Origin of the sequence: Demequina pelophila, from assembly GCF_000971175.1 — a bacterium.
GTDB classification, from domain to species: Bacteria; Actinomycetota; Actinomycetes; order Actinomycetales; family Demequinaceae; genus Demequina; species Demequina pelophila.
In genome coordinates this window covers 336,144-359,455 of the sequence record NZ_BBLY01000005.1, presented here as the reverse complement: position 1 = coordinate 359,455, position 23,312 = coordinate 336,144, and the positions used below count along the sequence as shown (strand labels likewise).

The 23,312-nt window shown below is 71.9% G+C and carries 19 protein-coding genes; 17 read left to right on the top strand and 2 right to left on the bottom strand.

Annotated elements, in window-relative coordinates; all coding sequences use genetic code 11:
* Positions 1-16 precede the first annotated feature (16 nt).
* On the bottom strand, positions 17-1,903 hold the full coding sequence (locus AOM03_RS09700) for an isochorismate synthase (protein ID WP_162197278.1): 1,887 nt from the start codon (positions 1,901-1,903) through the stop codon (positions 17-19).
* 231 nt (positions 1,904-2,134) lie between these two features.
* Between AOM03_RS09700 and AOM03_RS09695 the strand changes: the two genes are divergently transcribed.
* Complete coding sequence (locus AOM03_RS09695) at positions 2,135-3,661, top strand: HNH endonuclease signature motif containing protein (protein ID WP_062380745.1); 1,527 nt, start codon at positions 2,135-2,137, stop codon at positions 3,659-3,661.
* An 11-nt stretch (positions 3,662-3,672) separates the two neighbouring features.
* Here the strand turns inward: AOM03_RS09695 and AOM03_RS09690 are convergent, their stop codons facing one another.
* Positions 3,673-4,956, bottom strand: a complete 1,284-nt coding sequence (locus AOM03_RS09690) for a D-arabinono-1,4-lactone oxidase (protein WP_062380743.1) — start codon at positions 4,954-4,956, stop codon at positions 3,673-3,675.
* A gap of 137 nt (positions 4,957-5,093) precedes the next feature.
* On the opposite strand from AOM03_RS09690, the gene AOM03_RS09685 reads away from it, so the two are divergent.
* From AOM03_RS09685 to AOM03_RS09610, 16 genes are read left to right on the top strand one after another with little or no spacing between them, the layout of a single operon-like run.
* Complete coding sequence (locus tag AOM03_RS09685) at positions 5,094-6,389, top strand: geranylgeranyl reductase family protein (RefSeq protein WP_062380740.1); 1,296 nt, start codon at positions 5,094-5,096, stop codon at positions 6,387-6,389.
* Positions 6,390-6,426: 37 nt separating this feature from the next.
* Entirely contained in the window at positions 6,427-6,786 is a 360-nt protein-coding gene (locus AOM03_RS09680; protein WP_082092302.1) for an NADH-quinone oxidoreductase subunit A, read from the top strand.
* A 6-nt stretch (positions 6,787-6,792) separates the two neighbouring features.
* Positions 6,793-7,344: an NADH-quinone oxidoreductase subunit B gene (locus AOM03_RS09675; protein WP_062380738.1), complete on the top strand. Its 552-nt coding sequence runs from the start codon at positions 6,793-6,795 to the stop codon at positions 7,342-7,344.
* Positions 7,341-8,135, top strand: a complete 795-nt coding sequence (locus AOM03_RS09670) for an NADH-quinone oxidoreductase subunit C (protein ID WP_227589952.1) — start codon at positions 7,341-7,343, stop codon at positions 8,133-8,135. Before AOM03_RS09675 ends, AOM03_RS09670 begins: the two co-directional genes overlap by 4 nt.
* Positions 8,132-9,481 carry an NADH-quinone oxidoreductase subunit D gene (locus tag AOM03_RS09665; protein WP_062380736.1) on the top strand — a complete coding sequence of 450 codons (1,350 nt, stop codon included), beginning with the start codon at positions 8,132-8,134 and terminating at the stop codon, positions 9,479-9,481. Before AOM03_RS09670 ends, AOM03_RS09665 begins: the two co-directional genes overlap by 4 nt.
* A complete protein-coding gene (nuoE, locus tag AOM03_RS09660; protein WP_062380733.1) occupies positions 9,478-10,161 on the top strand; it encodes an NADH-quinone oxidoreductase subunit NuoE in 684 nt (227 codons plus the stop codon). The genes AOM03_RS09665 and nuoE overlap by 4 nt, the downstream gene beginning before the upstream one ends.
* Positions 10,158-11,558 (top strand): NADH-quinone oxidoreductase subunit NuoF, encoded by a 1,401-nt coding sequence (nuoF, locus tag AOM03_RS09655; protein ID WP_082092301.1) that lies wholly within the window; start codon positions 10,158-10,160, stop codon positions 11,556-11,558. Before nuoE ends, nuoF begins: the two co-directional genes overlap by 4 nt.
* Positions 11,555-14,032 carry an NADH-quinone oxidoreductase subunit G gene (locus AOM03_RS09650; protein ID WP_062380731.1) on the top strand — a complete coding sequence of 826 codons (2,478 nt, stop codon included), beginning with the start codon at positions 11,555-11,557 and terminating at the stop codon, positions 14,030-14,032. Before nuoF ends, AOM03_RS09650 begins: the two co-directional genes overlap by 4 nt.
* Positions 14,032-15,384, top strand: a complete 1,353-nt coding sequence (gene nuoH / locus AOM03_RS09645) for an NADH-quinone oxidoreductase subunit NuoH (RefSeq protein ID WP_082092319.1) — start codon at positions 14,032-14,034, stop codon at positions 15,382-15,384. Before AOM03_RS09650 ends, nuoH begins: the two co-directional genes overlap by 1 nt.
* Positions 15,381-16,145, top strand: coding sequence for an NADH-quinone oxidoreductase subunit NuoI (gene nuoI, locus AOM03_RS09640; RefSeq protein WP_062380729.1), 765 nt, complete (start codon positions 15,381-15,383; stop codon positions 16,143-16,145). Before nuoH ends, nuoI begins: the two co-directional genes overlap by 4 nt.
* Positions 16,138-16,980: an NADH-quinone oxidoreductase subunit J gene (locus AOM03_RS09635; protein WP_162197277.1), complete on the top strand. Its 843-nt coding sequence runs from the start codon at positions 16,138-16,140 to the stop codon at positions 16,978-16,980. Before nuoI ends, AOM03_RS09635 begins: the two co-directional genes overlap by 8 nt.
* Positions 16,980-17,279 (top strand): NADH-quinone oxidoreductase subunit NuoK, encoded by a 300-nt coding sequence (gene nuoK, locus AOM03_RS09630; protein WP_062380727.1) that lies wholly within the window; start codon positions 16,980-16,982, stop codon positions 17,277-17,279. Before AOM03_RS09635 ends, nuoK begins: the two co-directional genes overlap by 1 nt.
* A 3-nt stretch (positions 17,280-17,282) precedes the next feature.
* Complete coding sequence (gene nuoL / locus AOM03_RS09625) at positions 17,283-19,163, top strand: NADH-quinone oxidoreductase subunit L (protein WP_062380725.1); 1,881 nt, start codon at positions 17,283-17,285, stop codon at positions 19,161-19,163.
* A gap of 3 nt (positions 19,164-19,166) precedes the next feature.
* Entirely contained in the window at positions 19,167-20,660 is a 1,494-nt protein-coding gene (locus AOM03_RS09620; protein ID WP_062380723.1) for an NADH-quinone oxidoreductase subunit M, read from the top strand.
* Positions 20,657-22,237, top strand: coding sequence for an NADH-quinone oxidoreductase subunit NuoN (nuoN, locus tag AOM03_RS09615; RefSeq protein ID WP_062380721.1), 1,581 nt, complete (start codon positions 20,657-20,659; stop codon positions 22,235-22,237). The genes AOM03_RS09620 and nuoN overlap by 4 nt, the downstream gene beginning before the upstream one ends.
* Positions 22,234-23,235 (top strand): polyprenyl synthetase family protein, encoded by a 1,002-nt coding sequence (locus AOM03_RS09610; protein WP_062380719.1) that lies wholly within the window; start codon positions 22,234-22,236, stop codon positions 23,233-23,235. Before nuoN ends, AOM03_RS09610 begins: the two co-directional genes overlap by 4 nt.
* Positions 23,236-23,312 lie beyond the last annotated feature (77 nt).

The following is a 23,312-nucleotide window of genomic DNA, read 5'->3' as shown; positions in this document are numbered from 1 at the left end:
GAGGGTGCGCTCGAGTTCAGTCTCGGCGGTGGGCGCGCAGCACCGCGTCACGTCGGAGGCGCGTTCCTCCGTCCGGGGTGCGTGCCTCGTGCTCGCGCATCTCCGCGACCTCGATCTTCCATGCGTCCACCCCGAGTGCCGCGGCGGCCTCCTCGGCGCGGAAGGCCGTGTGCTGGAGCCGCGGATGGTCGTGAGTGTGCGGGTCCCGGGGATCGTGCCCGACCACGAGCAGCGTGCCGCCGGGTGCGACCTTCGCGGCGAGGGTGGCGACGAGCGAGGCGATCCCGGCCATCGGGTGGGCGAACTGTGCGCTCACCAGGTCGTACTCGCTCCCCGCGAGCGATGGGTCGAGCGCGTCGCCCACGATCCATCGGACGTGCTCGTCGACCCCCGCGCGCAGGGCGCGCTCGCGCCCCCGGTCGATCGCGGTCGGCGAGATGTCGACGGCGGTCACGTGCCAGCCCTGTGTCGCCAGCCATACGGCGTCGGTGCCCTCGCCGCAGCCCGCATCGAGCGCGCGCCCCGGCGCGAGCGCGGCCACCTCGTCGACCAGCTGCGCGTTGGGGTTGGCGCTCCACACCGCCTCGCGGGACCGGTAGCGCTCCTCCCATTCCGCCTCGTCCCAGCCCACGGCCGGGGTGGGGGTCGTGCCGCCCAGGGCGCGGCGCATCGGCTCCAGTTTGGCCTCGGACTCCGCCCACTCGGCGGCGGGTTCGCTCGCGGACACGATGCCGCAGCCGGCGTAGAGGGTGAGGAGGCGGGCGTCCTCGGGATCGATCGCGGCGGACCGCAGGCCGATGCACCACTCGCCGTCCCCGGCCTCGTCGATCCAGCCGACGGGGCCGGCGTAGCGACCGCGGTCGAGCCCCTCGAGCTCGTCGATGGCGGCGGCAGCCTCGAGGGTGGGCGTGCCGCAGACTGCGGCGCTCGGGTGCAGCTCCCGCACCAGCTCCAGGGCGGCGACGTTGTGGGAGAGCACGCCGGTGACGTCGGTCGCGAGGTGCATGACGTTGGGCAGGTGGAGGACGAACGGCTCGTCGGGCACGTTGACCGAGCCGCAGTGCGAGGCCATGGCCTGGGTGACTGAGCGCACCGCGTACTCGTGCTCCTCGCGGTCCTTCGACGATCGCGCGAGGGCGCCCGCGTGGGCCAGGTCGCGCATGTCGTCGCCCGTCATCCGGATGGTCCCGGCGAGCACGCGGGAGGTGACCAGGCCGTGGTCGACGCGGGCGAGGAGCTCGGGCGTCGCGCCCACGAGCCCGTCGACGTGGAAGGTCCAGCACGTGGGGTAGTCGTCGGCGAGCCGCGCGGTGACCCAGCGCGGGTCGACCGGCCGCTCGGCCTCGGCCGAGACGGAGCGGGCGATGACCACCTTCTCGAGCGCTCCGGCGCGGATGCGCTCGACGGCGCCGGCGACCGCTTCGGTCCACGCGGACCGGTCGCCGCCGCCGATGGCGACTCGACCGGGAGCCTCGGGGGCCGACCTCTGGGCCAGCGCATCGTCCACCGTGACGGCCTCGTCGTCGCCGCGACCGATCGCCGTGAACCAGGAGATCCCGTCCCGGCGGCCCAGCACGTAGCGCGGGACCACGAGGGAGCCGCCGGAGGCGGACGAGTCGGAGAAGGCGAACGAGCCGAACGCGACGAGCCCGGTGCCGCGCAGGCGCACGTCGTCGCGGACCACCGCGTGGCGCGTGAGCCGCAGCCACCAGTGCTGAGCCTCGTCGATGCGGTCCGGGCCGACCGTGTCGACCCGCGCTACCTCGCCCCACGCGACCATGCCCTCGCCCCGGCGAACCCACGCGATCCCGGGCTCCGGGAGGGCCGCGAGGAGGTCGCCCGGGTCGTCGATCTCGACGGTGCGGGCGAGCAGCGGGCCGGGGTGGGTGGTGTGGACGGTCACGTCCCGAGCCTAGCCAGGCGACGGCGGGCGGCCGCGCACGCCGTGCATCGTCCCTGGTCGCTCACAAGAATCGAGTCTCGGCGCCGCGCGCCGTCTGTGCGGGAAACATGCGCGAGCGACGGGGGACGATGCGGTTGTTCGCGCCGCTGTCGAGCTTGCGTTTCCACAGTCCCCGCCGGCCTACGTGTCCGGTTTGTCGGGAATGTCAGAGGGTCGCGGTTGACTGGAGTCATGGAGCTCAGCACCGCCCGCGCGGCCGATCTGTTGGCAGGTCTCGGCCTGTTCGACGGGCGCGACTCGCTGGAGCTCGAGGGCGCGGAGCTCGCCGAGTCGGTCGTGGCCGCCTGCGAGCTGCTCAAGGCGGTGCGGCTCGTCGCCGCGCCGCTGGCGGCCCGTGCCGCGGCCGACGACGGTCCGGACGGACTCGCGCGCAAGGCCGGGTTCCGCACTCCTCACTGGTGGATCGCGTCCCTCATCGGCGGCACCGCGGGAGACGCCCTCAAGCTGATCGAGGCGGGCAGGGCGGCGGAGCCCGGCCCCGACGACGAGGACCGGGACGAGGACGGCGGGCCCGGACCCGACGCGAACGACTCGCCGGATGACGAGGGTGACGCGAACGATGACGGCGCCCCCGGCGACCCCGGTGACGACCGCGCGGACAAGGACAAGGAGAAGGACAGGGACAAGGGCGGGTCGGAGCGGCGGCGGTGGGTGCCGCCCGAGGGGTCGCTGGCATGGGCCGTCGCGGGGGCACGGATCTCCGTCGACGCGGCGTCGCTCGTGCGCGAGACCCTCGCCCACGTGCGGCTCACCCTGGATGCGGCCGCCGCGTGGGAGGTGGAGCGCCGCCTCGTCGCCAAGGCACAGGCCGTGTCCCTGGCGATGCTGCGCAAGGCGTGCTGGTGGGAGCGCGCCACCGCGGATCCCGAGGGCTGGCGCAAACGCGAGCGGGTGCAGCGCGCCGGCCGCCATCTCAGCATCGGCGAGGACCGTGACGGGATGATCACCATCAACGGCCGCCTCGATCCCGCGACCGCCGCTCCCGTGGTGGCCTGGTTCGATGCGCAGCGCAAGCACCTGTTCCAGCAGGCCCGCGACACCGGCGTCCATGAGGAGCGCACGACGGGCATGATCAACGCGGATCTGCTCGGCATGCTGGCCGCGCATGCCACCGACTGCACCTCGCCGTCCGCGGGGGTCAAGACCACCGTGGTGGTGCGCATGACGCTCGAGCAACTGCGCGGCGAGCTCGACGCGGCGGGCATCGCCTCGTGCGACCAGTCGGGCACCCCGTGGAGCGCCGCTCGCGTGCGCGCGATGGCGGTGGATGCGCGCATCGTGCCCGTGGTGCTCGGGGGCGCGTCCCTGCCGCTGGATGTGGGCCGGGCGCGCCGGTTGTTCTCACCTGCCCAGCGGACCGCGCTCACCGAGCGGTACGGCGGCTGCGCCTGGTGCACCGCGCCGCCCGGTTGGGCCGAGGGGCATCACCTCGACTCCTGGGCACGCGGCGGCCGAACGGACACCGCGAACGGGCTGCCCCTGTGCCGCGCGTGCCATCTCAGGCTCCACGACACCGGCTGGGAGGTCCGTCTTCATCACGGCCAGCCGTGGTTCATCCCTCCGGCCAGCGTCGACCCCGACCGCACACCCATCCTGGGAGGCAGCAGGCGGTATCTCCCGGAGGACCTGCCCGACCCGCCGCCCTCCTTCCTGGGGAGAGCTCCGTCCACTTCCGGGTCGCGCGGGTCGCGGCGATGAGGCGCCGCGCCCTACGCGAGGCCCCGCGCCTCTCGGATGCCCAGCTGCTCGAGGTGGGTGTTGGAGAAGCGCCCCTCGGGATCGAGCGACTCGAAGACCGCCCGCGCATCGTCCAGCCGGGGGTGGACATGCCGGATGGCGTGCGCGTCGAAGGCGTGCCACTTGCCCCAATGCGGGCGCGCGCCGAACGGCGCCAGTGCCCTCTCGATCTCCGGCAGCACCGCGGACACCTGGCCGGGATGCCGGGTCCAGGTGAAGTTGATGGCGAGCGTGTCGCGCCCGTAGGCCGCCGACAGCCACAGCTCGTCCGCGGCGACCGCGCGCAGCTCCGACACGATGAGGTGCGGGCGGACCGTCTCGCCGATGGCCCGGACGGCCTCGATCGCCTCGCTCGCCGCGTGCATCGGAACGAAGTACTCGGACTGGATCTCCTCGCCCGCCGCGTGCGGGCCCGAGTAGCGGAAGTGGGGGAGCCGCTCGTTCCACGGGCCGGGGTCGCCCTGCGGCGTGAGCGCGTCCGGGTCCTTGGTGGTCAGCCTGGCGTCCGAGCCCGGCGACCGGACGGCGCCGCGCCACTCGTCCGGGACGGCGTCGTCGAGCCACATCCCGGACTTGCGCCACACCTGCTGGACGGTGGGCTCGGTCCAGGTGGTGAAGATGGACACCGAGTAGGCGTCCGCGAGGATCTCGGGGGCCTCGGCGAGGAGGACCTCCCAAGGCATGCCCGTGTACACGTCCTGGCGCACGTCGTAGGTGGGCTGGATCGACAGCGACGCCTCGACGAGGATCCCGAAGGCGCCGAGCCCCACCGCGACGGCGGCGAGCTCGTGGTCGGTGGATCGGACGGTGCGCAACTTCCCACGCGCATCGACGAACTCGACGCGGCACAGCGCGGTCGACTGGCACCCGTTGCGCACCCCGGAGCCGTGAGTGCCCGTCGACGTCGCCCCGGCGACGGAGATGTGGGGCAGTGCGCCGGTGTTGTGCAGCGCCCACCCCCGCTGCTGCAGCCACGCGCCCAGCTCGCCGTAGCGGATCCCGGCCGGAGCGGTGACCGTCGGATGCGTGGGGTCGGTGAGGTCGATGAAGGGCCGGCCCTGCAGGCCGAGCACGGAGATCAGCGTGCCGTCGGTGTCCGCGAGGTCGTTGAAACTGTGGCGCGTCCCGATCGCCTTGACCCGCCCGGGCGCCGTCCTGACGGCCTCCTGGACCTCCTCGACGGTGGTGGGCTCGACCAGGCGCGACGCGCGGAAGGAGTGCGTCCCCGCCCAAGTGACGCCCACATCGTCGCTCACCCTGTCACCGTACCAACGCGGAGGCGCGCGCGTGAGGGAACCGACCCCCGCATCGTCCCTGGTGAGCCAGCGACCCGAGGGCCAGGGCCGCCGGCCCGTGGTCACGGCCTCCCCGGAGGCCTGACTACTCTGGTTCGGTGCGCACTGAGGCAGACGTCATCGTCATCGGGGCCGGTCCCGGCGGGGCCGCGGCCGCCCGCTATCTCGCCGTCGAGGGATTCGACGTGATCGCGCTGGAGAAGTCGCGCTATCCGCGCGAGAAGGTGTGCGGCGACGGGCTGACCCCGCGCGCGGTGCGCGAGATCGACCTCATCGGCCTGCCGACGCCCCGCGAGGAGGGCTGGATCCGCAACCACGGCCTGCGCATGGTGGGCGGCGGGCACCGGCTCGAGTTCCCCTGGCACGACCTCGAGGCCTTCCCGAAGTACGGGCTGTCCCTGCCTCGCGCGCAGTTCGACCAGCGGCTGGCGAACCACGCCCGGGCCGCAGGAGCGGACGTGCGCGAGGGTTGGCACGTCGACGCGGCGCTGCGCGACGAGCGCCAGGCCGGCCACGACGGCGGCGGCCGCGTCGTGGGTGTGGTCGCGCGGGAGACCGATGCACGGGGCAGGAAGGTGGGCGAGCCCGTCGAGTTCCGCGCGCCCCTGGTGATCGCCGCCGACGGCGTGAGCGCCCGGATCGCGCTTGGCCTGGGCATCGAGCGCCTCGAGAACCGGCCCATGGGCGTCGCCGTCCGCACCTACTACACCACCCCCCGCCACGACGAGGAGTGGATGGAGGGCCACCTCGAGATCTGGGACGGCGAGCGCGGGCGCTCGAAGCTGCTGCCCGGATACGGATGGATCTTCCCCCTCGGCGACGGCACCGCGAACGTGGGTCTGGGCACGCTCAGCGCCAAGGGCGCCCCGCCCAAGCTCGACCACCGTGCGCTGCTGCGCGACTGGCTCGACCACGCCGCCCAGGACTGGGAGCTCGGCGAGCAGGTGGGCACCGTCAAGGGCGCCGCGATCCCCATGGCCTTCAACCGCCAGCCGCACTACGTGCCCGGCATGATGCTCGTCGGCGACTCGGGCGGCATGGTGAACCCCTTCAACGGCGAAGGCATCGCGTACGCGATGCAGGCCGCCCGCCGCGCCACCGAGGCCGCGGTCGCGTGGCGCGACGCCCAGGGCGCCAGGGACCAGGAGAACGCCCTGGCAGGTTACGCCCGGATGATGAAGGATGACCTGGGTGGGTACTACTCGCTGGGCCGGATCTTTGCCGCGCTCATCGCCCGCCCGGAGGTCATGCACGTCTGCACCAAGTATGGGCTGCCTAGTCCTTTGGTCATGGAATTCACCTCTAGACTGCTCGCAGACGTCTACGAACCCCACGGGGGAGGCTGGGCGGACAGGCTGATGGCGGCCCTCACCAAGGCGGCGCCCGCGGCGTGAACGACATGTGCGACTCGACGACGACGGAGGACCCCCGGTGAATCCCTACGTGCCGATCATCGTCATGATGGTGGTCGCCGGCGCCCTCGCGGTCGCCGGCCTCTTCGTGAGCTCGATCCTGGGCCCCAAGCGCGCCAACGCGGCCAAGGTGGACCGCTACGAGTCCGGCCTCGAGCCGACCCCGGGAGCGGCCGGCGGCGGCCGCATCCCCATCAAGTACTACCTGGTCGCGATGACCTTCATCATCTTCGACATCGAGGTGGTGTTCCTCTACCCGTGGGCCGTCGCGCACGACGCGCTGGGCTGGTTCGGGCTCATCGCCATCATGACCTTCCTCGCCCTCATCACGATCCCCTTCGTGTACGAGTGGCGCCGCGGCGGATTCGAGTGGGACTGATCTGACATGGGTATCGAAGAGAGCGCACCTCCGTTCATGCTCGGCACGGTCGAGAACTTCGTCGGGTACATGCGGGCCGGCTCGCTGTGGCCCGCGACCTTCGGCCTCGCGTGCTGCGCCATCGAGATGATGGCCACCGGCACGCCGCGCTTCGACATCTCGCGCCTGGGCTCCGAGGTGTTCCGCGGCTCGCCGCGCCAGGCCGACATGATGATCGTCGCCGGCCGCGTGTCCAACAAGATGGCGCCCATCGTGCGCCGCGTCTACGACCAGATGGCCGAGCCCAAGTGGGTCATCTCGATGGGCGTGTGCGCCTCCTCGGGCGGCATGTTCAACAACTATGCGATCGTCCAGGGCGTCGACCACGTGGTGCCGGTGGACATCTACCTGCCCGGATGCCCGCCGCGCCCCGAGATGCTGCTGTACGCGCTGCTCGAGCTCCAGGAGCAGGTGAAGAACACGCCCATGGGCCGCAACCGCCGCGAGATCGCCGCCGCCGCCGAGGCCGCGGCCCTCGCCGCCACGCCCACCTCCGACATGAAGGGGCTGCTGCGGTGAGCGACTCCAAGGACCTGGCCGGCGGCGCCAAGGACGATGCGACGGCCCAGGGCGTCGACAAGGCCCAGGCCGACGCGAACGCCCGGCCCGACGAGCAAGCCCAGGGCGACGCCCAGGCCGGCCCGCGCATCGGCGATCGCCGTCCCATGACCCTGATCAACGTGCGCGAAGGCATGTTCGGCTCCGGCGGTGACACCTCCGGCTACGCCGGCCTCGTCAGGCCCATCCAGATGCCCGGCGCCACCGAGCGGCCCTACGGCGAGTGGTTCGACGGCATCGTCGACGTCCTCGAGGAGCTGCTGGGCGACCGCGCCGCCGAGGCGATCGAAGCGGTCGTGGTCGACCGCGGCGAGCTCACCCTGCACATCGCCCGCGAGCACCTCGTCGAGGTGTGCCAGCACCTGCGCGACGACCAGGACCTGCGCTTCGAGATGTGCCTGGGCGTCTCCGGCGTCCACTACCCGGCCGACGCGGGCCGCGAGCTGCACGCCGTCTACCCGCTGCAGTCGCTCACCCACAACCGCCGCATCCGCGTCGAGGTGTCCGCGCCCGACGCCGACTCCCACATCCCGTCGGTGGTGTCGGTGTACCCCATGAACAACTGGCACGAGCGCGAGACCTGGGACTTCTTCGGGATCGTGTTCGACGGCCACCCGTCGCTCGCGCGCATCGAGATGCCCGACGACTGGGTGGGCCACCCCCAGCGCAAGGACTATCCGCTGGGCGGCATCGACGTCGAGTTCAAGGGCGCCTCGATCCCCTCGCCCGACACCCGGAGGCAGTACCGATGACTCAGGAGCGGACCGCACCCCACGCGACCGGGGCCTTCACGGACGACCCCGAGGCACCCGAGTACAGCGCCTACGGCGGCGACTGGAGCGAGATCGCGGAGGAGGCCGAGCGCCTCGGCCAGCAGCGCATCGTCGTCAACATGGGCCCCCAGCACCCGTCCACGCATGGCGTGCTGCGCGTCATGCTGGAGATCGAGGGCGAGGTCGTCACGGAGACCCGCGCCGGCATCGGCTACCTCCACACGGGCATCGAGAAGAACATGGAGTTCCGCACCTGGACCCAGGGCGTGACCTTCTGCACCCGCATGGACTACGTCGCCTCGATGTCGCAGGAGCTGGTCTACTGCCTGGGCATCGAGAAGCTGCTGGGCATCACCGACGACGTCCCCGAGCGCGCCTCGATCCTGCGCGTGCTCATGGCGGAGCTCACACGCATCGGCTCCCACCTCGTCGCCGTGGGCACCGGCGGCAACGAGATGGGCGCCACCACCGTCATGACGACGGCGTTCATCGGCCGCGAGGAGACCTTCCGGGTCATCGAGATGATCTCCGGACTGCGCACCAACAACGCGTACATCCGCCCCGGCGGCGTCGCGCAGGATGCGCCGGACGATGCCGTGGCCGCCATCCGCGCGATGATCCCCAAGGTGCGCCAGAAGCTCGACGAACTGGTCGACCTCCAGCTCGCCAACCCCATCTTCAAGGGCCGACTCAAGGGCGTGGCGAACCTCGACCTCGCCGGCTGCATGGCGCTCGGCATCACCGGGCCCATCCTGCGCTCCGCCGGCCACCCCTACGACGTGCGCAAGGCCGAGCCGTACTGCGGCTACGAGACCTACGACTTCCAGGTGCCCACCAGCACCGATGCGGACGCCTACGCGCGCGTGGTGCTCCGCCTCGAGGAGTGCTACGAGTCGCTCAAGATCGTCGAGCAGTGCGCCGACCGCCTCGAGAAGACCCAGGGCCAGCCGGTCATGGTCGCCGACAAGAAGATCGCCTGGCCCGCGCAGCTCGCGCTCGGCAGCGACGGCCAGGGCAACTCGCTCGACCACATCCGCCACATCATGGGCGAGTCCATGGAGTCGCTCATCCACCACTTCAAGCTGGTGACCGAGGGCTTCAAGGTCCCCGCCGGTCAGGTCTACCAGGCGATCGAGGGGCCCAAGGGCCTCCTGGGCGTCCACCTGGTCTCCGACGGCGGCACCAAGCCGTGGCGCGCGCACTTCCGCGACCCGGGCTTCAACAACCTGCAGGCGCTGTCGATCCTCACGGAGGGCGGCCAGGTCGCCGACGTGGTGGTCGCCATCGCCACCATCGACATGGTGCTGGGAGGCGTGGACCGATGACCTACGACGAGACCACCCTCGCGCAGCTGACCGCGGACGCCGCCGACATCGTCGGCCGCTACCCGGTCGCGCGCTCCGCCCTGCTGCCCATGCTCCACCTGGTGCAGTCCGTGGACGGCTACGTCAGCCCCGACGGCATCCAGTTCTGCGCGGACACCCTGGGCCTCACGGCCGCCGAGGTCTCCGCCGTCGCGACCTTCTACACCCAGTACAAGCGCCGCCCCAACGGCGAGTACCAGGTGGGCGTGTGCACCAACACGCTGTGCGCCGTCATGGGCGGCGACCGCATCTGGGAGGAGCTCTCCGAGCACGTGGGCGTGGGCCACGACGAGACGACCGAGGACGGCTCGGTCACCCTCGAGCGGCTCGAGTGCAACGCGGCGTGCGACTACGCGCCCGTGATGATGGTCAACTGGGAGTTCTTCGACAACCAGACTCCCGAGTCCGCCAAGGACGTGGTCGACCGGCTACGGGCGGGCGAGGACGTCGCCCCCACGCGCGGCCCCGCCAAGGTGTGCACCTTCAAGGAGGTCTCGCGCGTGCTCGCGGGCTTCGAGGACGGCCGCGCCGACGAGGATCAGGGGCCCGGCGCCCCGACGCTCGCGGGCCTCGAGGCGGCCAGGGCGGCCACGGCGGCCGCGGCGGCCGCGGACAGCGGCCGGACGGAGGCGCAGCAGTGAGCGACGCACCCGCGACCCCCGGCGCGGGCGCCGGCTCGGCCCCCGCGCCCGACCTCGTCCCCGTGCTCAGCGCCACCTGGGCCGAGGAGCGCTCCTGGAGCATCGACACGTACGCCGATGCGGGCGGTTACCAGGCGCTCACGAAGGCCCTGGGGATGGCGCCCGGCGACCTCATCCAGGCCGTCAAGGACTCCGGCCTGCGCGGCCGCGGCGGCGCCGGCTTCCCCACCGGCATGAAGTGGGGCTTCCTGCCCCCGGACGACGGCGGCCCCCGCTACCTGGTGGTCAACGCCGACGAGTCCGAGCCCGGCACCTGCAAGGACATCCCCACGATGATGTCCGCCCCGCACGCCCTGGTCGAGGGCGTGATCATCACGTCCTTCGCGATCGGCTGCAACCACGCCTTCATCTACCTGCGCGGCGAGGTGGTCCACGTCTACCGCCGCCTGCTCCAGGCCGTGCGCGAGGCCTACGAGGCCGGCCACCTGGGCAAGGACATCCACGGCAGCGGCTTCGACCTGGACGTCACCGTCCACGCGGGCGCCGGCGCCTACATCTGCGGCGAGGAGACCGCGCTGCTCGACTCGCTCGAGGGCCGCCGCGGCCAGCCCCGCCTCAAGCCGCCGTTCCCCGCGGTCGCGGGCCTCTACGCCCGCCCCACCGTCGTCAACAACGTCGAGTCCGTGGCCTCCGTGCCCGCGATCGTCGACAAGGGCGTCGAGTGGTTCACGGCCATGGGCACCGAGCGCTCCAAGGGCATGGGCCTGTTCTCCCTGTCCGGCCACGTCGCCCGCCCCGGCCAGTACGAGGCCCCGCTGGGCATCACCCTGCGCGAGCTCCTCGAGCACGCCGGCGGCATCCGCGAGGGTCACGAGCTCAAGTTCTGGACCCCCGGCGGCTCCTCCACCCCGATCTTCACCGCCGAGCACCTCGACACCCCGCTCGACTACGAGTCCGTGGGCGCCGCCGGCTCCATGCTCGGCACCCGCGCCCTGCAGCTGTTCGACGACACCACCTGCGTGGTGCGCGCCGTCACCCGGTGGACCGAGTTCTACAAGCACGAGTCCTGCGGCAAGTGCACCCCCTGCCGCGAGGGCACCTTCTGGCTCACCCAGATCCTCAAGCGGATCGAGGGCGGCCGCGGCACCCAGGCGGACATCCAGCAGCTGCTCGACACGTGCGACTCGATCGCGGGGCGCAGCTTCTGCGCGCTCGGCGACGGCGCCACCTCCTCGATCATCAGCTCCGTGAAGCTGTTCCGCGAGGAGTACGAGGCCCACGTCGAGCAGGGCGGCTGCCCGTTCGACCGCGCCGCCTCCGCCCTGTTCGACTACGACGAGGCCCCCGCCGGCGCGACCCGGGCCGACTCCGACGCTCCCGAGGAGGCGCACGCATGACCGCGACCGCTGACAAGCCGGAGACCCAGGCGGTGGAGACCGTCACCGCGACCATCGACGGGCGCGAGGTGACCGTCCCCAAGGGCACCCTCATCATCCGCGCCGCCGAGCAGGCGGGCATCGAGATCCCGCGATTCTGCGACCACCCCGCGCTCAAGCCCGCGGGCGCCTGCCGTCAGTGCCTCGTCGACGTGGCGAGCCCCGCCGGACCCGAGGGCAAGCTGCGCGCCTTCCCCAAGCCCCAGGCCTCGTGCACCATGACGGTCACCGAGGGCATGGTGGTCAACACGCAGCACACCTCCGAGGAGGCCGACCGCGCGCAGAAGGGCGTGCTCGAACTGCTCCTCATCAACCACCCGCTCGACTGCCCGGTGTGCGACAAGGGCGGCGAGTGCCCCCTCCAGAACCAGGCGATGAGCCACGGCCGCCCGGAGTCCCGCTTCGTGGACGTCAAGCGCGTCTTCGAGAAGCCCCTCCCGCTCAGCTCGGAGATCCTGCTCGACCGCGAGCGCTGCGTCCTGTGCCAGCGCTGCACCCGCTTCTCCAAGGAGATCGCCGGCGACGCGTTCATCGACCTGCAGAACCGCGGCGCGATGCAGCAGATCGGCACCTTCGACGAGGACGTCCTCGACTTCGACGGCTACCGCCCCGTGGGCGCCGCCGCGGAGGACGAGTCCGGCCGCGCCTTCAGCTCCTACTACTCGGGCAACACGGTGCAGATCTGCCCCGTGGGCGCGCTCACCTCGGCCGCCTACCGCTTCCGCTCGCGCCCCTTCGACCTCGTGTCCTCACCGTCGATCGCCGAGCACGACTCCTCCTGCTCCGCCATCCGGATCGACCACCGCCGCGGCACCGTGCTGCGCCGCCTCGCCGACAACGACCCCGTCGTCAACGAGGACTGGATTACGGACAAGGACCGCTTCGCCTTCGCGTGGCAGAACCTGCCCGACCGCGTCACCCGCCCGCTCGTCCGCAAGGACGGCGTGCTCGTCGAGGCCTCCTGGCCCGAGGCCCTCGCGGCCGCCGCGGCGGGCCTGACGGCCGCCGTGACCGGGGACGATGCACGGGGCGCCGCCGTCCTTCCCGGCGGCAGGGTGACGCTCGAGGACGCGTACGCCTACGCCAAGCTCGCGCGCACCGTGCTGCGCACCAACGACGTCGACGCCCGCACGCGCGCCGCCTCCGCCGAGGAGCAGGCCTTCCTGGGCTCGGCCGTGGCCGGCACCGGCCTGGGCGTCACCTTCGCGGACCTCGAGAAGGCCCCCGCCGTGCTCCTCGTCGGCTTCGAGCCCGAGGACGAGGGCGGCGTGGTGTTCCTCCGCCTGCGCAAGGCGGGCGCCGCCCAGCGGGTCTTCACCGTGGCGCCCTTCGCCTCGCGCGGCGCCGCCAAGCTGGACGCGAGCCTCATCGAGTGCGTGCCCGGCCGCGAGGGCGCGGTGCTCGCCGACCTTCCCGCCGACGCACGCGAGGCGCTCGCGCAGCCCGGCGCCGTCATCGTCGTGGGCGAGCGCGCCGCCGAGGCGCCCGGCGCACTCTCCGAGGCGCTCTACCTGTCCGAGTCCTCGGGAGCGCGCATCGCGTGGATCCCGCGTCGCGCCGGCGAGCGCGGCGCGGCCGAGGCGGGCGCCCTGCCCGGCCTCCTGCCCGGGGGACGGGCCGCGGGCGACCCGGCCGCCGCATCGGTCGCCGCCGCCTGGGGCGTCGAGAGCCTCCCGACCGCCAAGGGCCGCGACGCCGCCGGCATCCTCGCCGCCGCCGCGGCGGGGCAGCTCGGCGCGCTCGTCGTGGGAGGCGTGAGCGCCTCCGACCTGTCCGCGGACGTCGACGCCGCGATCGAGGGCGTCGGCTTCCTCGTGTCGCTCGAGGTGCGCCGCAGTTCGATCGCCGAGCGTGCCGACGTGGTCCTGCCCGTCGCGCCGCCGTCGGAGAAGTCCGGCACCTTCGTCAACTGGGAGGGGCGCCTGCGCTCCTTCGCCACCGCGATCCGTACCGACGCGATGTCCGACCACCGCGTGCTCGACCTGCTCGCGCGGGAGATGGGCGTCGACCTGGGCACCGCGACGGTCGAGGCCGTCAACGCGGAGCTGGGCGCGCTCGGCGCCGCCGCCGCGGGCGAGCGCATCCCCGCGCCCGCCGTCAAGGTCCCCGCGGCCAAGCGCGTCGCCAAGACCAAGGCCGTGCTCGCCACCTGGCGCCAGCTGGTCGACGAGGGCGCCCTCCAGGACGGCGAGCCCTACCTCGCCGGCACCGGCCGCGTCGCCGTCGCCCGCCTGTCGCAGGCGACCGCGGACGCGCTCAAGGTCACGGACGTGGTCACCGTCTCCACGGACCACGGCACCATCGAGCTGCCCGTCGCCATCACGGAGATGGTCGACGGCGTGGTCTGGGTGCCCGCCAAGTCGCCGGGCTCATGGGTCGCCCACGAGCTGCGCTGCGGCGCCGGCGCGACCGTCACCGTGAAGGGAGTCGCGTGATGCTTCCCCGCCTGCTGGCCGCCGACCCGGTGTCGACCGACATCTCCGTCACCGAGTCGCTCGCGAACGACTCGATCTGGATCGTCATCATCAAGGCGGTCCTCATCGTGGTGTTCCTGCTCACCTCGGTGCTGTTCGCGGTGTGGTTCGAGCGCCGCGTCATCGGCCGTCTCCAGGAGCGCCCCGGCCCCAACCGGCTGGGCCCCTTCGGCCTGCTGCAGTCCGTCGCGGACGCGATGAAGCTCCTGTTCAAGGAGGACATCACCGTCCGGCGCTCGGAGAAGGTGCTCTACATCGCGGCGCCCATGATCTCCGTGTTCTCGGCGCTGCTGATCTTCTCCGTGATCCCGTTCGGCCCGCCCACGCACATTCCGGGCACGGACATCGTGACCCCGCTGCAGCTCACAGACTTCCCGGTCGCCGTGCTGTTCATCCTCGCGTGCGCCGCGATCGGCGTGTACGGCATCGTCCTGGGCGGCTGGGCCTCCGGGTCGACGTACCCGCTCATGGGCTCGATCCGCTCGACGGCCCAGGTGATCTCCTACGAGCTCGCGATGGGGCTGTCGCTCGTCACGGTCTTCATGCTGTCGGGCACGATGAGCACCTCCGGCATCATCGAGGCCCAGACCGACCGCTGGTGGGTGTGGCCGCTGTTCCCGGCGTTCATCCTCTACGTCATCTCCATGGTGGGAGAGACCAACCGCCTGCCGTTCGACCTCCCCGAGGCCGAGGGCGAGCTGGTCGCCGGCTTCATGACCGAGTACTCGTCCATGAAGTTCGCGTGGTTCTTCCTCGCCGAGTACATGAACATGATCAACGTCTCGGCCGTCGCCTCCACCCTGTTCCTGGGCGGCTGGCGCGCCCCCTGGCCCGCCTCGTGGGCCGGCGCCGAGTTCCTCAACTCCGGCATCTTCCCGCCCATCTGGCTCATCCTGAAGATCTGGCTGCTGATGTTCGTGTTCGTGTGGATCCGCGGCTCGGTGCTGCGGTTCCGCTACGACCAGTTCATGCGCTTCGGCTGGAAGATCCTCATCCCCGTGGGCCTGGGCTGGCTCGTCTTCTTCGCCGGGGGCCGCTTCGCCTTCGAGCACTTCGGTCGCGACCTCAACGTGTACGACGCGGTGGCCGGCATCGTCGCCATCCTGCTCGTCATCGCGGTGTGGGGCTTCGTCACCGACAGCCAGGAGAAGGAGGAGGGCGAGGCCGACGAGGAGCCCGAGCCCGAGGTCCTCGACGCCTTCGCGGGCGGCTACCCCGTGCCGCCCCTGCCCCACCAGGTGCTGCCCCCCTCGCCGCGCTCCGGCCGCACGGTCGACGCGCGCGTCTCGACCCGAGAGGAGGACTCCGAGTGAACGAGTCCGACGAGGTCTGGAAGGTCAACCGCGAGCGCGACGCTCAGCGCGAGACCTTCGAGTCGAACTTCCCCAAGAAGGGCGCCCTCGGCGAGGCGCTCGCGCCCGTCGCCGGCTTCGGCGTCTCCCTGCGCAACTTCTTCCGGCCCACCGTGACCGAGCAGTACCCCAAGGTCAAGACGCCGCCCATGCCGCGCTACCACGGCCGCCACCAGCTCAACCGGCACCCCGACGGCCTCGAGAAGTGCATCGGCTGCGAGCTGTGCGCCTGGGCCTGCCCCGCGGACGCGATCTACGTCGAGGCCGACTCGAACACCCCGGACGCGCAGTTCAGCCCGGGCGAGCGCTACGGCCGCGTGTACCAGATCAACTATCTGCGCTGCATCTTCTGCGGGCTGTGCATCGAGGCCTGCCCCACTCGCGCGCTCACCATGACCAACGAGTACGAGCTCGCCGGTCCCACCCGCGAGGGCCTCATCTACGAGAAGCAGGACCTGCTCGCCCCCCTGGGCGAGGACATGTTGGCGGCGCCGCACCCCATGGTGCCGGGCACCACGGACGGGTCCTACTACCGCGGCGAGGTCACCGGCCCGGTCGAGGAGCAGGTGGCCTGGGTGCGCGAGCACCGCCCCGACGACCCGACGCTGCCGGGCGACGGAGCGACGGGGGACGATGCTCCGGCCGGGTCCGCCGCCGACGCCCCCCGGTCGCCGGGCGCCCCGGACTCCACCGCCGACGCCCAGGAGGCCGCCCGTGGTTGACACCGTGATCTTCTGGGTCATCGCCGCGATCACCGTCATTCCCGCCTTCTCGCTCATCTTCGCGCGCAAGGCGGTCTACGTCGCGATGTCCATCGTGCTCGTCATGGTGGGGCTCGCGGCCGCGTACATCACGCTCGACGCGCCCTTCCTGGGCGTCGTGCAGATCGTGGTCTACACGGGCGCCGTGATGATGCTGTTCCTCTTCGTGCTCATGCTGGTCGGCGTCGACCGGCGCGAGGACATGAAGGAGACCCTCACCGGCCAGCGCTGGATCGCGCTGTTCGGCGCCGGCGGCCTGGGCGCCTTCCTCATCGCGATGGTCGCGCGGGTGTCGCTGCCGGTCGCGGAGGAGCCGCTCGTGGGCGAGCCCGACGTCATCGCGGGCGTGCTGTTCGAGCGTTACGTGCTCGTGATGGAGGTGCTGGGCTTCCTGCTCATCACCGCCGCCGTGGGCGCCCTGGTGCTCACGCACGTGCCGCGCCTCAAGCCGCGCAAGACGCAGCTCGAGGTCCAGCGCGATCGCGTCCGCGTGGGTGCCGACCCCGTCAACAAGGTGTTCCCCGGCGTCTACGCCCGCCACAACGCGCTCGACGTCCCCGCGCTCGACCCGCAGGGCGAGCCCATCGAACAGTCCGTGTCGCGCGTCCTCAAGGTCCGCAATCAGACGCAGGAGGGCGCTCACTTCCGCGCCCGGCTCGACGACCCGAGCCGCGCCGGGGGGTCGGACGCCGAGCACTCGGGCCGTGGACTCTCGGACCCCGAGCGCCTGGATCCCGACCGTCTGGACCCCGACCGTCCGGATCCCGAGGGATCCGACCGCGAGGAGGGACGCTGATGGACCCGATCAACTTCGTCATCCTCGCGTGCGTCCTGTTCGCGATCGGCGCCGCCGCCGTCCTGGTGCGCCGCAACGCGATCATCGCGTTCATGGGCGTCGAGCTCATGCTCAACGCCGCGAACCTCGCGCTGGTGGCGTTCTCCCGCATCCACGGGCAGGTCGATGGCCAGGTCATGGCGTTCTTCGTCATGGTCGTGGCCGCCGCCGAGGTCGTCGTGGGCCTCGCGATCATCATCGCGGTGTTCCGCGCCCGCCAGACCATCTCGCTCGACGAGCCCGCCGAGCTGAAGGGTTGATCCATGCTTGACCTCATCTGGCTCGTCATCGCGGTGCCGCTGGTCTCCAGCGGCATCCTGCTGCTCGCCGGCAGACGCGCGAATGCCTGGGGCCACTGGCTCGGCGTCGCCGCCTCGGCCTCGACCTTCGTGGTCGGGTTCGGGGCGTTCCTGCAGATGCTCGGCATGGCGGGGGAGGAGCGCTCCCACGCGGTCCACCTCTACTCCTGGATCCCGGGCGGCGACCTGCAGCTCGACGCGGGTCTGCTGGTCGACCCGCTGTCGCTCACGTTCGTCCTGCTGGTGAGCTTCGTCGGCACGCTCATCCACGTCTACTCCGTGGCGTACATGGAGCACGACCCCAACCGGCGCATCTTCTTCTCCTACCTCAACCTCTTCGTCGCGGCGATGCTGCTGCTCGTGCTCGCGGACAGCTACCTGCTGCTGTTCGTCGGCTGGGAGGGCGTGGGCCTCGCGTCGTACCTGCTCATCGGGTTCTGGAACCACAAGCCCGCGTACGCGACCGCGGCCAAGAAGGCGTTCGTGGTCAACCGCATCGGCGACATCGGCCTCATCCTCGCGATGGGCCTCATGCTCGCGAGCTTCGGCGGCGTCGACTTCGCCACCGTCGCGGACGGCGTCTCCGGCGCCTCCACCGCGACCCTCACCGCAACGGGGCTCGCGCTGCTGCTGGCCGCGTGCGGCAAGTCCGCGCAGTTCCCGCTGCAGTCCTGGCTGGGCGACGCGATGGCGGGCCCCACGCCCGTGTCCGCGCTCATCCACGCCGCGACCATGGTGACCGCCGGCGTCTACCTCATCGTCCGCTCCGCCCCCGTCTTCGAGGGTGCCCCCGACGCGCAGCTCGTCGTCGCGGCCGTCGGCGCGCTCACCCTCATCATGGGTGCGCTCATCGGCATGGCCAAGGACGACATCAAGAAGGCGCTCGCCGCCTCGACCATGTCGCAGATCGGGTACATGATGCTCGCCGCGGGCCTCGGCCCCATCGGCTACGCGTTCGCGATCTTCCACCTGGTCACCCACGGCTTCTTCAAGGCCGGCATGTTCCTGGGCGCCGGATCCGTCATGCACGGCATGAACGACCAGGTCGACATGCGCCGCTTCGGCGCCCTGCGCGCCGCGATGGTGACCACCTGGGTCACCTTCGGGCTCGGCTGGCTCGCGATCCTGGGCGTGCCGCCCTTCTCGGGCTTCTGGTCGAAGGACAAGATCATCGAGGCCGCCTTCGTGGGCGAGGGCGTCCAGCCCTGGATCCTGGGCGGCGCGGCCCTCGTCGGCGCCGGGCTCACCGCCTTCTACATGTCGCGTCTGTTCTTCATGACGTTCCACGGCAAGGCCCGGTGGACCGACGACCAGCACCCGCACGAGTCGCCCGCGCTCATGACGGTGCCCATGATCATCCTCGCGGTGGGTTCCGCGTTCCTGGGACTGTTCCTCGCGGTGGGCGACCGGTTCGCGCACTGGCTCGAGCCGGTCACCGGCCACGCCGAGCACCACGACCCGGTCATGCCCATCTGGCTCATCATGACGCTCACCCTCGCGCTCGTCGCGCTGGGCGTGTGGGAGGCCTGGCGCCGCTACGGCGCCGCCGACGTGCCGACCGAGGCGCCCGACGTCTCGCTCGCGACCGTCGCCGCCCGCAACGACTTCTTCCAGGACTCGGTCAACCGCGGCGTCTTCGAGCGCCCCGGCACCCACCTCACCCGGACGCTCGTCTACGCGGACGCCGCGGTCATCGACCGCGCCGTCAACGGCGGCGCCCAGGGATGGCCCAAGACGGGCGAGGCCGTGCGCCGCGCCCAGTCGGGTCAGGTCCGCTCGTACGCGGCGACCATGGTCGTCGGCCTTGTCATCGTCGTCCTCATCGTGGTCCTGGGGGGTCTCTAAGCCATGTTCCCGTTCCTGACCGTCATGGTGGCGCTGCCCGTGGCGGGCGCCGGCCTGCTGTGGGCGCTGCCCGCATCGGCCCGGAGCCGCGCCCGCGAGGTCGCGCTCGCCGTCACGGCCGTGGAGCTCGTGCTCGCCGCGGTGCTGGTCGTGCAGTTCGACACGGCCACCGCGGGCGCGTTCCAGTTCTCGGAGACCCACGCCTGGATCCCGCAGATCGGCGCGAGCTGGGCGCTCGGCGTCAACGGCATCGGCCTCCTGATGATCCTCCTGGCCGCCCTGCTCACCCCCCTGGTGATCATCGCCGGGTGGCGGGACGATGCATCGTCCCCCGACCGTCGCCGCCACTACCTCGCGCTCGTCCTCCTCAGCCAGGCGTTCATGATGGGCATCTTCGCCGCCCGCGACGTCTTCCTGTTCTACGTGCTGTTCGAGGCGATGCTCATCCCGCTGTACTTCCTCATCGGCTCGTTCGGCGGCGCCCAGCGCCGCTACGCCGCGGTGAAGTTCCTGCTGTTCTCGCTCGCGGGCGGGCTCATCATGCTCGTCGGCGTCGTCGCCCTGTACTTCCAGGGCCCCGGCGGCGAGCAGGCCTTCCTCACCGACAACCTCACCGGGCTGACGCTGTCGACCACGACCGAGCGGCTGCTGTTCGTCTCCTTCTTCGTCGCGTTCGCGATCAAGGCGCCCATGGTGCCGGTGCACACGTGGCTGCCCACCGTCGCGGAGACCGCGCGTCCGGGCACCACGGCGCTGCTCGTCGCGGTGCTCGACAAGATCGGCACCTTCGGCATGCTCACGCTCGCCGTGACGCTCTTCCCGAACGCCGCCCGCTGGGCCGCGCCGGTGATCATCGTGCTCGCGGTCATCTCCGTGATCTACGGCGCGATCCTCGCGATCGGCCAGCAGAACATGCTGCGCCTCGTGTCGTTCACCTCGGTGAGCCACTTCGGCATCATGATCCTGGGCATCTTCGCCTTCACGCAGACCTCGATCGAGGGCGCCGCCTTCTACATGTTCAACCACGGACTCTCGACCGGGGCGCTGTTCCTCGTGGTCGGCTTCCTCATCGCGCGCCACGGCAGCGCGGACGTGTCCGACTACGGCGGCCTCCAGCGGGTGGTGCCCGTCTTCGCCGGCACCTTCCTGATCATCGGCCTCAGCGCCCTCGCGCTGCCGGGCCTGTCGCCCTTCGTCTCCGAGATCATGGTGCTCGTCGGAGCCTTCGAGGTCGCCGGCGTCGCCGTCATCATCGCCGCGATCGTCGTCGTGCTCGCCGCCCTCTACGTGCTGCTCACCTACCAGAAGGTGTTCACCGGGCCGGTGCGCGAGGGACGCGAGGACACCCCAGAACTGTCCCTGCGCGAGCGCCTGGTGCTGTGGCCGCTCATCGCGCTCATGCTCATCCTGGGCTTCGGTCCCGGGCTCGCGATCGACACGATCCGTGAGCCCTCGCAGGACATCGTGGCCGTCGTCGCCGAGGAGGCCGGACAGTGACCTTCACCACCCCCGCCATCGAGTGGGCGCCCACCGCGCCCTTCATCGTCGTGCTCGGCGCGGCGGCGCTGGCCATCCTCGTCGAGGCGATCGTGCGCACCCCGGCCACGCGCCGGCTCGTCCAGCTGATCCTGTCGCTCGTCGCGCTGCTCGCCGCGCTCGGACTCGTGATCGTCCAGTGGGCCATGCTCAAGGGCGCCGGCACCGTGGTCCTCGAGGGCATGCTCACCGTCGACCGCCAGTCGCTCGCGTGGCAGGCGGTGCTCCTCGTCTCCGGGCTGCTCGGCACCCTGCTGTTCGCCGCCCGCACCCGCGCGGGGGAGGAGGCTTTCGCCTCGCTCGGCGCGGCGTCGCCCGGCTCCACCGAGGAGACCCTGGCCCGACGCAAGGGCCTGCAGGTGACCGAGGTGTTCCCGCTCGCGCTCTTCGCGGTCGGCGGCATGATGCTGTTCACCTCCGTGACGGACCTGATCTTCCTGTTCGTCGCGCTCGAGGTGTTCTCGCTGCCGCTGTACATCCTCGTCGCGCTCGCCCGCCGTCGCCGGCTCCTGTCGCACGAGGGCGCGCTGAAGTACTTCCTGCTCGGCGCGTTCTCCTCCGCGGTGTTCCTCTTCGGCGCCGCGCTGCTGTACGGCGCGACCGGCACCACCGCCTTCGCGGGCGTGGGCACGGGGATCGTGGGAGCCTCCGGGCTCGACCCGATCATCCTCACGGGTGCGGTCTTCGTGGTCGTCGGCCTGCTGTTCAAGCTGGGCGCCGTGCCGTTCCACTCGTGGACGCCCGACGCCTATCAGGGCGCCCCCACCCCGGTCACCGCCTTCATGGGCGCCGCGACCAAGGCCGCCGCGGCCGCCGCGCTCATCCGCGTGCTCTACGTCGCGCTGCACCCGCTCGCGTGGGAGCTGTCGTGGCTCATCTGGGTGACCGCGATCGCGTCGATGCTGCTGGGCACCGTCGTCGCGCTGGTGCAGACCGAGATCAAGCGCATGCTCGCCTACTCCTCGATCGCGCACGCCGGATTCATCCTCGTCGCGCTCGCCGGGCTGCCCGACCAGGCCGTCTGGGCGCTGCCCTTCTACCTGTTCGTCTACGGGCTCGCCACGCTCGGGGCCTTCGCCGTCATCACGCAGGTGCGTGAGCGCGGCGAGGACGGCACCGTGCTGGGCGAGGCCACCCGGCTGGGCCAGTGGGCCGGCCTGGGCCGCCGCTCGCCGTGGCTCGCCGGCGCGATGGCGCTGTTCCTCCTGTCCTTCGCCGGCATCCCGCTCACCGCGGGCTTCGTCGGCAAGTTCGTCGCGTTCGGCGCGGCCATCTCCGAGGGCGGCTGGCCGCTCGTGCTCATCGCGGTCATCGCCTCCGCCGCGGCCGCGTTCTTCTACGTCCGCCTCGTCGTGCTGATGTTCCTCACCGACGTGCCCGAGGACCAGGAGGACGCGATCGCGATCGACTACTCGCCGCTCGCCCGCGTCGTCGTCATCGTGACGGCCGTCGCGATCGTGCTCCTGGGCGTCGTGCCCGGGCCTGTCCTCGCCGCGTTCGAGAACGCCGGCGTGCTGCTGATCGGAGCCGCCGGATGACCATCGCTTCGCCCCCGCTGGGCAACGCCGAGCTGGAGGCGCGCATCGGCCCCAGGCTCGCCCTGGTCGAGGAGCGGCTGCGCGACGCGGTCGCCCAGTCCGACCAGCTCGCCGACGAGACCTCGCGCCACCTGGTCGACGCCGGCGGCAAGCGCCTGCGCCCGCTGCTGGTGCTGCTGTGCGCCCAGCTGGGCGACGGCGCGCGGCCCGAGGTGGTCGACGCGGCCGCCGTCGTGGAGCTCACGCACCTCGCGACGCTCTATCACGACGACGTCATGGACTCCGCGCCCACCCGTCGCGGCGCCCCGTCCGCGCACGAGGTGTGGGGCAACTCGGTCGCGATCCTCACCGGTGACCTGCTGTTCGCGCGTGCCTCGATGGTGGTCGCCGGGCTCGGTCCCCAGGCCGTGCGCATCCAGGCGGAGACCTTCGAGCGCCTGTGCCTGGGCCAGCTCCACGAGACCGTGGGCCCGGCCGACGCCGACGACCCCGTCGACTTCTACCTCCAGGTGCTCGCGGACAAGACCGCGTCGCTCATCGCCACCTCCGCGCGCTTCGGCGCGATGTTCGGCGGGTGCACGCGGTCCATCGTCGAGCAGGTGACCCACTACGGCGAGTGCGCCGGGGTGGCCTTTCAGCTCGCCGACGACGTCATCGACATCCGCTCCGACGCCGCCACCACCGGCAAGACCCCCGGCACGGACCTGCGCGAGGGCGTGCCCACCATGCCGGTGCTGCTGCTGCGCCGCCGCGTCGCCGAACGCGGGACCGACGAGGACCGCGCGCTGCTCGCGGACATCGACGGCGACCTGTCGGACGACGCGGTGCTGGCCGACGTGGTCTCCCGCCTCGCCGCGCATCCCGTGGTCGACGAGACCGCCGCGCTCGCCCACGCGTGGGCCGGCCGCGCGGCCGAGGCGATCGAGGGCCTCCCCGAGGGCGAGGTGCGTGACGCGCTCCAGGCCTTCGCCGACGCGCTGGTGGCCCGCGCGGCCTGACCCGCCACCCGCCCCACCCGGCCCCGCCCCGCCCCACCCAAACCGGAATGGGTAGATGGTTGTCGCTTCCGCGAGGT

Coding starts and splice junctions, on each gene's coding strand:
- nuoK (WP_062380727.1), top strand. CDS start 16,980: ATGGACCCGATCAACTTCGTCATCCTCGCGTGCGTCCTGTTCGCGATC.
- AOM03_RS09665 (WP_062380736.1), top strand. CDS start 8,132: ATGACTCAGGAGCGGACCGCACCCCACGCGACCGGGGCCTTCACGGAC.
- nuoE (WP_062380733.1), top strand. CDS start 9,478: ATGACCTACGACGAGACCACCCTCGCGCAGCTGACCGCGGACGCCGCC.
- AOM03_RS09650 (WP_062380731.1), top strand. CDS start 11,555: ATGACCGCGACCGCTGACAAGCCGGAGACCCAGGCGGTGGAGACCGTC.
- nuoH (WP_082092319.1), top strand. CDS start 14,032: ATGCTTCCCCGCCTGCTGGCCGCCGACCCGGTGTCGACCGACATCTCC.
- AOM03_RS09610 (WP_062380719.1), top strand. CDS start 22,234: ATGACCATCGCTTCGCCCCCGCTGGGCAACGCCGAGCTGGAGGCGCGC.
- AOM03_RS09620 (WP_062380723.1), top strand. CDS start 19,167: ATGTTCCCGTTCCTGACCGTCATGGTGGCGCTGCCCGTGGCGGGCGCC.
- nuoL (WP_062380725.1), top strand. CDS start 17,283: ATGCTTGACCTCATCTGGCTCGTCATCGCGGTGCCGCTGGTCTCCAGC.
- AOM03_RS09695 (WP_062380745.1), top strand. CDS start 2,135: ATGGAGCTCAGCACCGCCCGCGCGGCCGATCTGTTGGCAGGTCTCGGC.
- AOM03_RS09675 (WP_062380738.1), top strand. CDS start 6,793: ATGGGTATCGAAGAGAGCGCACCTCCGTTCATGCTCGGCACGGTCGAG.